We start from the raw sequence: 7,664 nt of genomic DNA, 5'->3' as shown, positions 1-7,664 counted from the left end.
CTCAAACGCGACGGCAAGATCCGCCACTGGGGCGTGAGCAATTTCGACATCGACGACATGCGGGAACTCGCGACGCTGACGGACTTGCGGGAAGTGGCGGTCAACCAGGTGCTCTACAACCTGAGCCGTCGTGGCATCGAATACGACCTGCTGCCGTGGTGCCGCGAACAAGGGATCGCCGTGATGGCCTATTCGCCCGTGGAACAGGGACGGCTGCTTGGCCACCCGGTGCTGCGTGAAGTCGCTGCGCGGCATGATGCAACGCCGGCGCAGGTCGCATTGTCATGGGTCGTGCGGGAACCCGGCGTGATTGCGATTCCGAAGGCCGGGCAGCGCGCTCATGTAGAGGAAAACCGGGCTGCGGCCGACCTTGCGTTATCGCTGGAGGACCAGGCTGCACTGGACCGTGCATTCCTGCCGCCGGACGGTCCTGCGCCGCTTGAAATGATTTGAGACGGAGCGCCTCCTACTGGAACATCGCGTCCACCATTGAATACCCGCGCATGAACCCGGCCTCGACCGCTGCCTCCTCCGACGGATAATCCGCCTCGTCCCCCGACTCGGCGGTCAACTCTGCTTCCGACGAGGAATCGTCCCCGGGCTGCGTGATGCGGACGGTATAGTCCCATCCCGTATCGCGTCCATCCTTTGGAAGTGCCGTTACATGCACTTCCAGTCCCTTGTACGCCTCAGTGTGCCAGTCCTGCTGCCGCTGCATGTTCCTCCTCCCTCCGCCGCGCGAATTCCGTGAAATAGCCCAGGCTGCCCGGATTGCTCATTGCATCCGGGTTCGCTACCTCATCGACCTTCATGCCAAGCAAAAGTTTCTTTACTGGCAGCTCCATCTTCTTGCCAGTCAAGGTGCGGGGGATTTCTGCGACAGCGAACACTTCGTTCGGCACATGCCTGGCGGAGAGTGCCGTCCGGATATTGCCGGCGATACGCGTCGTCAGTGCATCGTCAAGCGTGACGCCCGGCCGCAGGACGATGAACAGCGGCATGTAGGATTCGCGCCCGAGGTATTCCAGGTCGACCACCAGGCTGTCGAGGATTTCCGGCATTGCTTCGACCACGCGGTAAATCTCGCTCGTGCCCATGCGCACGCCATGGCGGTTGATGGTGGTGTCGGAGCGGCCATAGATGATCGCGCCGCCGCGCGGTGTGATGCGCAGCCAATCGCCATGCCGCCACCAGCCGGGAAACATGTCGAAGTAGCTGTCACGATAGCGCAAGCCATGCGGATCGTTCCAGAAGTAGAGCGGCATGGATGGCATGGGCTTGGTGACGACGAGTTCGCCCACTGCATCCTGGAGCGGCCGGCCCTCCTCGTCCATCGCATACACGGCGATGCCCAGGCAGCGGCACTGCATTTCACCCGCATAAAGCGGCAGGATCGGGCAGGCACCAACGAAGGCGGCAACGATGTCGGTACCGCCGCTGATGGAGGCAAGCAGGATATCCTGGCCGAGCTGGTCGTAGATCCAGGCGAAGGCTTCCGCCGGCAGCGGCGAACCGGTAGAGCCGACGGTGTGCAGACGGTCCAGTTTCGCCAGCTTGCGCGGCTCGATCCCCGCCTTCATGCAATTGGCGAAGTAGGCCGCACCGGCGCCGAACACGGTCAGGTCGGCTTCCTCCGCAAACTTCCACAGCGTGCCGAGGTCCGGATAGCCGGGGTTGCCGTCGTAAATCGCGATCGTCGCGCCCAGCAGCAGGCCGGTGACCTGCGAGTTCCACATGATCCAGCCGGTTGTCGAAAACCACATGTAGCGGTCGTCCTCGCCCAGGCCGGTATGCAGGCCGTGCCCTTTCAGGGTCTCGATGAGCACGCCGCCGTGGCCATGCACGATCGGCTTCGGCATGCCCGTCGTCCCCGACGAGTAGACCACCCACAGCGGATGGTCGAAAGGCAACTGCTCGAAACGCATCTCCGCATCATGCGTGAGCAATTCCTGCCAGGCGTGAGCCCCTTCCAGGCGTGCATGCTGGTCGAGGTAAGGCAGCAGCACTACATGCTCCAGACTGGGCAGGGCCTGCACCAACCCCTTCACCACATCAAGCCGGTCGAAATCCTTGCCGCCGTAGCGGTAACCGTCCACCGCGAGCAGAACCTTGGGCGTGATCTGTCCAAAGCGGTCCAGCACGCTCGGCGTGCCCATGTCGGGCGAGCAGCTGGACCAGATCGCGCCGATGCTGGCGCAGGCATAGAACGCAACAACCGTCTCGGGAATATTGGGCAGGTAGGACACCACGCGGTCTCCGGGCTGCACACCCATCGCGCGCAACGCATGCGCAACCGATGCGACCTGCCGCCTCAACTCGGTCCAGCTCAGGCGCACGGTCGGGCGAACCTCCGACTTGCCGATGATGGCCGGCTTTTCACCGTCATCGCCGGCATGAAAACGGAACAACTGCTCCGTGATATTGAGCCTGCTACCCTCGAACCATTTCGCGCCGGGCATCTTGATCTCGTCCAGCACGCGGGTGTAAGGCGCGCTGCTCTTGACGTCGAAGTATTGCCAGATGGATTCCCAGAACGCGGAGAGTTCATCCACCGACCATTGCCACAATGCCTGGTAGTCGGCGGCATCGACCTGCTTTTCGCGCTTGAGCCATGCCATGTAGTCGTGCATACGGCTTGCTTCGATTCGGGCCGGACTGGGCGACCACAGGCATTGCGGGTTCTCGTTCATGGGCATGTCTCCTTGATGTTTTTATGGGCGCGAATGACGCCCCTTCAATTTCAGGCTGAAACGGATTGCCACCGCCAGTACGCCGGCCGCGCCGATCACCATTACGTTCGCGGTACCCAGGCGCTCCACGACCAGGCCGGCAATGCCGACGCCAACAGACTGGCCGAGGAAGAAGCAGGAAGCAAAAGCCGATACCGCCGCCCCGCGTCGCTCCGGCGCCATCTGGGTGGCATTGATCTGCAGCGTGTTGTGCAGCATGTAAAAACCGAGACCGGCGCCGAAACAGCCACCAATGGCCCACCACCACACGGGAGCCAGGCCGGTGGCGAGCAGCGCTAGCGCGACGAAGATTCCGCCCCACAGCGACAGCCCGACTTCGCCGAGCTTGCGCACCAGCGTCGCCGATGCCACCGCGAAAACGAATCCGCCCAGCCCGAACAGCATCACCAGCGCGCCGGCCGAGGTCAGCGACATGTGGTACGCGTGGTGCATGTGCGAGGCAATGAAAGCAAACGCGCCATACAGGAAGGCGCCCTCGAGGAACACCGTCAGAAGCACCATGCGCGCCCAAGGCAGCGACAGGATGTGCCGGAACTCGTTCGCCATACGCGTGATCGCGGAACCTTGCACATGGCGCACCTTCCGCGCTTCGTCTGGCAAGCGCTTGTTGAGGGTGAACAATGCAAGGCTCGCGCACAGAAAAATGCCGGCGACGATGAAGAACGGCAGGCGCCAATTGCCCGCATCCGCAGCGAGGCCGCCCACCAGCACGCCGGTTGCCAGTCCGAGGATCTGGCCGATCAGGAAGCGTGCCAGCACGGGTTGCCGCTGGTGGTAGGGAATGACATCCCCGATCCAGGCCATCGACAATGGAATGATGGCCGCCGCCGTGGCGCCAGCGGTCAGGCGCGCAACAAGCAGCGGCACATAGCCTGGCGCCAGCGCGCAGAACAGGGAGGTCACCGCGCAGGCCAGCGTGGCGAATGCAATGACGCGATACTTGCCGTAGCGGTCGCCGACCGGGCCGAAGAAGAGCTGCGACAGCCCGTAGGCAATGGAAAACACGGTGATGACATTGGACGCATCGCCGAGCGATACGGCGAACTCTTTTGCGAGTTGCGGCAGCATCGGATCGGTGACCCGCAAGGAAATGCCGCTGCCGAAGGCGGCGAGCGAAAGCATGGGAACCGACAGCGCGGGAATACCGGCGACGCCGGTTTGTTCAGGACTGGAAATCGACATGGGAACGAATGAGACAGCAACGTCATTCATTCTAGTGTTAAACGAATTCCGGCGTATTCATGAACGGCAAAGTGGATCCGCGCCGTTCCGTTGCCGCATCCATCTCTTGCCGCGCAACCGTACGCAGGTGCACTTCGTCGGGTCCGTCGGCGATGCGCAGCACCCTGCCCCAGGTCCACAATTCGGCCAGCGGCGTATCCGGGCTGAGACCCATTGCGCCGAACACTTGCATCGCGCGGTCGCAGATCGTTGTCTGCAGGCGCGGGATGATGGCCTTGATCATCGCGATCTCACGCGCCGCCCCCTTCGCGCCATAGCGGTCGATCATCCATGCCGTCTTCAGCACCAGCAGCCTGGCCTGCTCGATTTCCATGCGCGAGCACGCGATCCACTCCGCGACATTCGCATGCTGGTGCAGGTAGCGCCCAAATGTGCGCCGATCGGCCGCGCGTTCGCACATGAGTTCAAGCGCGAGCTCCGCCTGTCCGATCGAGCGCATGCAGTGATGGATGCGTCCCGGTCCGAGACGCGCCTGCGCCATCGCGAAGCCCGCGCCTTCCTCGTGGATGAGATTGGCTGCGGGAACGCGCACATCCCTGAACACCAGCTCGCAATGCCCGCCGGGGAAGCTGTGGCTCATGACAGGGATATTGCGCACCACCGAGAGACCGGGCGTGTCGAAAGGAACGATCACCATGCTCTGGCGCCGGTGCACTTCTGCATCCGGATTGGTCACGCCCATCACGATCGCAAATCGGCACAGCGGATGCGCGGCACCGGAGATGAACCACTTGCGTCCGTTGATCACATACGCGTCGCCAACCCGGCGCATCGAGAGCTGGATGTTGGTCGCGTCCGACGACGCCACGTCAGGCTCGCTCATCGCGAAGCAGGATCGGATGCTGCCGTCGAGCAGCGGCTTGAGCCAGCGTTCGCGCTGCGCTTCGCTGCCGAACATGTGCAGCAGCTCCATGTTGCCTGCGTCCGGCGCGCTGCAGTTGAAGGCTTCCGACGCCCAGTGCACCCGGCCCATGATTTCGGCCAGCGGCGCATATTCGAGGTTGGTCAATCCCTGGCCGCCATGCTCTTTCTCCAGTGCGGGCAGGAACAGGTTCCACAAGCCCTCCGATTTCGCCAGCGACTTCAGGTCTTCCATGCACGCGGGATGCTGCAGGCCGTCACCGATCTCCTGGCGCCAGAGGGCCATGTTCGGCACCACATAGTTGTCCATGAAATCCTGCAGCTGCCTTCCCAGCTGCTGGACGCGCGGCGAAAACTCGAAATCCATGGGGTACTTTCAGAAAAAAATCGAAATCATCGGATCGTCGGAATGCGTTCTTGCATGCCGTTCAATCTGCGGAAAATGGTAATTGCGCCCGAACAATCATTCAAATGAATGCTTCTCATCCGAAGTTATAAATTCGCTGCATGCGCTTGTGGCGAAATCTGATTTGAAATGCTTGATCGAGGTCAATAAAATCCGGCGCGCGAGTGAATTAAGCTTGCGTCCACATTAACCTTTGTGCTCGATCCGGACTCCAAAAGAGACTGCGGTCGCCGGACGATTCCAATACCATGAACCATCAGCAGCCAGCCGCCGCCATGCCAGGCGCAACTACATCGCAGACACTGCCCGCCATGATCGACCAGCACGAGCGCGAGTCGGGGCAGTCGCAACGTTTGCAGCAGCACACGCTGTTCGACGACATGCAGGCTCTCCTGACCGGCACACTGCTGGTCTCGCTCGGCGTCGCGATGCTGGGCAAGGCGCACCTGATCACTGGCGGCACGGTAGGTATCGCCTTCCTGCTCCACTATTTCACCGGGATGAGTTTCGGCAAGCTGTTCTTCGCGATCAACGTGCCCTTCTACTTCCTCGCGGTGAAAAAGATGGGCTGGAAGTTCACGATCAAGACATTCGCTGCCGTAGGCCTGCTGTCAGCCTTTTCCGAGCTGCTGCCGATGGTGTTCTCGATGGAAACGCTCAACCCGTTGTATGGCGCGGTGATGGGTGGTTTGCTGTGCGGCGTCGGCTTGCTCGTGCTGTTTCGCCACCGTTCCAGCCTGGGTGGCATCAATGTGCTGGTGCTTTACCTGCAGGAACGCTACGGGCTGCGCGCCGGCCTCGTGCAGTTGGCGCTGGATGCGAGCATTATGATGCTGTCGATCCCGATGATTTCGATGACGTCGGTGGTGATTTCGCTGTTGGGCGCCGCCATGCTGAACCTGACGCTCGCAGTCAACCACAAACCCGGACGCTACATGGCGATCTAGTCTGCGGCGCTGCAGCACGAATGTCGTCGCGGCGAGATGTCCCCTGGCCGCGTTTATGGCATATGATTGCCGTGTGACAATGCCATCCTAAAAACCCGATGCCTGCATCCTCACCACTCCTGGGCAACCCGATTGATCTGAAGGTCGACGCCAATTCCCCGCTCGACCTCGATTACCCTGAACTGGCCGAAGGCAGTGCCATCTGCATCAGCCTGACCTTCGACTGGCGCCACCAGACCGCACTCCATTCCTTTGCACTGAAGAACACCCTGCAGGACGAGCATGCCCGCGCGGCGCGCTTCACGCGGCAGGAAGACAGCATACGCAACCTGCTGGGGCGTACGCTGCTGCGCCGCATGGCCGCGCACTACGGCGGCATGGATCCCACTCAAGTCATCCGCAGCAATACCTGGGGCAAACCGGAACTGCCCGGATGCACCGTGGGCTGCAATGTCAGCCATGCCGGCAGCCAGGTATGGGTGGCGGTCTCGCGTTACCCGCACGTCGGTGTCGACATCGAACTGACGAACTCGCCGCGGGAATACCATGACGTTGCGGCCGGATTCCATCCCGATGAAATCGCGGCATTGCGCCGCATGACCGACAGCAGGATTGCAACGATTCGTTGCTGGACCCGCAAGGAAGCGATTTCGCGGGCTACCGGCATGGGCGTCGCACTGCCCCTGCATGCCTACGCGGTCGAGTGCGACAGCCGCGCGACGGGTTGGCTAAGACTGCCGCCGCCGCGCTCTGAACGCGAGGACTGGACCACGGTTGACCTGCCGGTCGGGAAGGATTATGTCGGCGCGCTGGCCATCGAAGGCCGCTGCGACAGGATCCAGGTCCTCCGCTTGAAGGTAACTTAAAGAAACGCCACTTCCGCAAAGCTGCGCAGCTTCCGGCTGTGCAGCTTGTCCACGCCCTTGCGCCGCAGCAGTTCGACCGCGCGGATACCGATGCGCAGGTGCTGGTCCACCCGTTCGCGATAGAACTGGTTGGCCATGCCCGGCAGCTTGATTTCCCCATGCAGCGGCTTGTCGCTCACGCACAGCAGCGTTCCGTACGGCACACGGAAACGGAAGCCATTGGCGGCAATCGTCGCGCTTTCCATGTCGAGCGCAATCGCGCGGCTCTGGCTGAAACGGCGTTCCGGCGTACGTTGCGGCAGCAGTTCCCAGTTGCGGTTATCGGTGCTGGCGACGGTGCCGGTGCGCATCACGCGCTTGAGGTCGTAGCCCTTGAGCTTCGTCACCTCGGCCACCGCGGATTCGAGCGCGACCTGCACTTCGGCCAGCGGTGGAATCGGCACCCACAGCGGCAGGTCTTCATCCAGCACATGGTCTTCGCGCACATAGCCGTGCGCCAGCACGTAGTCGCCGAGTTCCTGTGTGTTGCGCAACCCGGCGCAGTGACCCAGCATCAGCCATGCATGCGGGCGCAGCACGGCGATATGGTCGG

General features: G+C 62.2%; 8 protein-coding genes. 3 read left to right on the top strand and 5 right to left on the bottom strand.

Features of this window, described 5'->3' with window-relative positions:
• A partial coding sequence (locus AYR66_RS20055) for an aldo/keto reductase (RefSeq protein ID WP_141104282.1) occupies window positions 1–453 on the top strand: 453 nt, incomplete at its 5' end.
• A 13-nt stretch (window positions 454–466) separates the two neighbouring features.
• On the opposite strand, the gene AYR66_RS20050 is transcribed toward AYR66_RS20055, so the two are convergent.
• The 4 genes from AYR66_RS20050 to AYR66_RS20035 are packed head-to-tail and all read right to left on the bottom strand — an operon-like array spanning window position 467 to window position 5,220.
• The gene (locus AYR66_RS20050; RefSeq protein ID WP_088708967.1) at window positions 467–718 is read right to left on the bottom strand and encodes a hypothetical protein; all 252 of its coding nucleotides are present in this window, start codon (window positions 716–718) and stop codon (window positions 467–469) included.
• Entirely contained in the window at window positions 690–2,690 is a 2,001-nt protein-coding gene (locus tag AYR66_RS20045; RefSeq protein WP_420093114.1) for an acetoacetate--CoA ligase, read from the bottom strand. Before AYR66_RS20045 ends, AYR66_RS20050 begins: the two co-directional genes overlap by 29 nt.
• Window positions 2,691–2,711: 21 nt before the next feature.
• Entirely contained in the window at window positions 2,712–3,962 is a 1,251-nt protein-coding gene (locus AYR66_RS20040; protein ID WP_234814955.1) for an MFS transporter, read from the bottom strand.
• A 7-nt stretch (window positions 3,963–3,969) separates the two neighbouring features.
• Window positions 3,970–5,220, bottom strand: a complete 1,251-nt coding sequence (locus AYR66_RS20035) for an acyl-CoA dehydrogenase family protein (RefSeq protein WP_088708965.1) — start codon at window positions 5,218–5,220, stop codon at window positions 3,970–3,972.
• Window positions 5,221–5,507: 287 nt separating this feature from the next.
• On the opposite strand from AYR66_RS20035, the gene AYR66_RS20030 reads away from it, so the two are divergent.
• Both AYR66_RS20030 and AYR66_RS20025 read left to right on the top strand, forming a co-directional pair.
• Window positions 5,508–6,206 carry a YitT family protein gene (locus tag AYR66_RS20030; protein ID WP_234814954.1) on the top strand — a complete coding sequence of 233 codons (699 nt, stop codon included), beginning with the start codon at window positions 5,508–5,510 and terminating at the stop codon, window positions 6,204–6,206.
• A 98-nt stretch (window positions 6,207–6,304) separates the two neighbouring features.
• On the top strand, window positions 6,305–7,072 hold the full coding sequence (locus AYR66_RS20025; RefSeq protein WP_088708963.1) for a 4'-phosphopantetheinyl transferase family protein: 768 nt from the start codon (window positions 6,305–6,307) through the stop codon (window positions 7,070–7,072).
• On the opposite strand, the gene AYR66_RS20020 is transcribed toward AYR66_RS20025, so the two are convergent.
• Window positions 7,069–7,664, bottom strand: a 596-nt coding sequence (locus AYR66_RS20020; RefSeq protein WP_088709954.1) for an AMP nucleosidase, incomplete at its 5' end; no start/stop codon positions are given. The two genes, AYR66_RS20025 and AYR66_RS20020, sit on opposite strands and share 4 nt — an antisense overlap.

It is taken from the genome of Noviherbaspirillum denitrificans, from assembly GCF_002211445.1.
GTDB lineage: Bacteria > Pseudomonadota > Gammaproteobacteria > Burkholderiales > Burkholderiaceae_D > Noviherbaspirillum > Noviherbaspirillum denitrificans.
This window is presented reverse-complemented; position numbering and strand designations above follow the sequence as displayed.

Excerpts from the sequence above, each read along its gene's own strand:
- AYR66_RS20050 (WP_088708967.1), bottom strand. The coding sequence starts at position 718 with ATGCAGCGGCAGCAGGACTGGCACACTGAGGCGTACAAGGGACTGGAA.
- AYR66_RS20035 (WP_088708965.1), bottom strand. The coding sequence starts at position 5,220 with ATGGATTTCGAGTTTTCGCCGCGCGTCCAGCAGCTGGGAAGGCAGCTG.
- AYR66_RS20025 (WP_088708963.1), top strand. The coding sequence starts at position 6,305 with ATGCCTGCATCCTCACCACTCCTGGGCAACCCGATTGATCTGAAGGTC.
- AYR66_RS20045 (WP_420093114.1), bottom strand. The coding sequence starts at position 2,690 with ATGAACGAGAACCCGCAATGCCTGTGGTCGCCCAGTCCGGCCCGAATC.
- AYR66_RS20030 (WP_234814954.1), top strand. The coding sequence starts at position 5,508 with ATGAACCATCAGCAGCCAGCCGCCGCCATGCCAGGCGCAACTACATCG.
- AYR66_RS20040 (WP_234814955.1), bottom strand. The coding sequence starts at position 3,962 with ATGAATGACGTTGCTGTCTCATTCGTTCCCATGTCGATTTCCAGTCCT.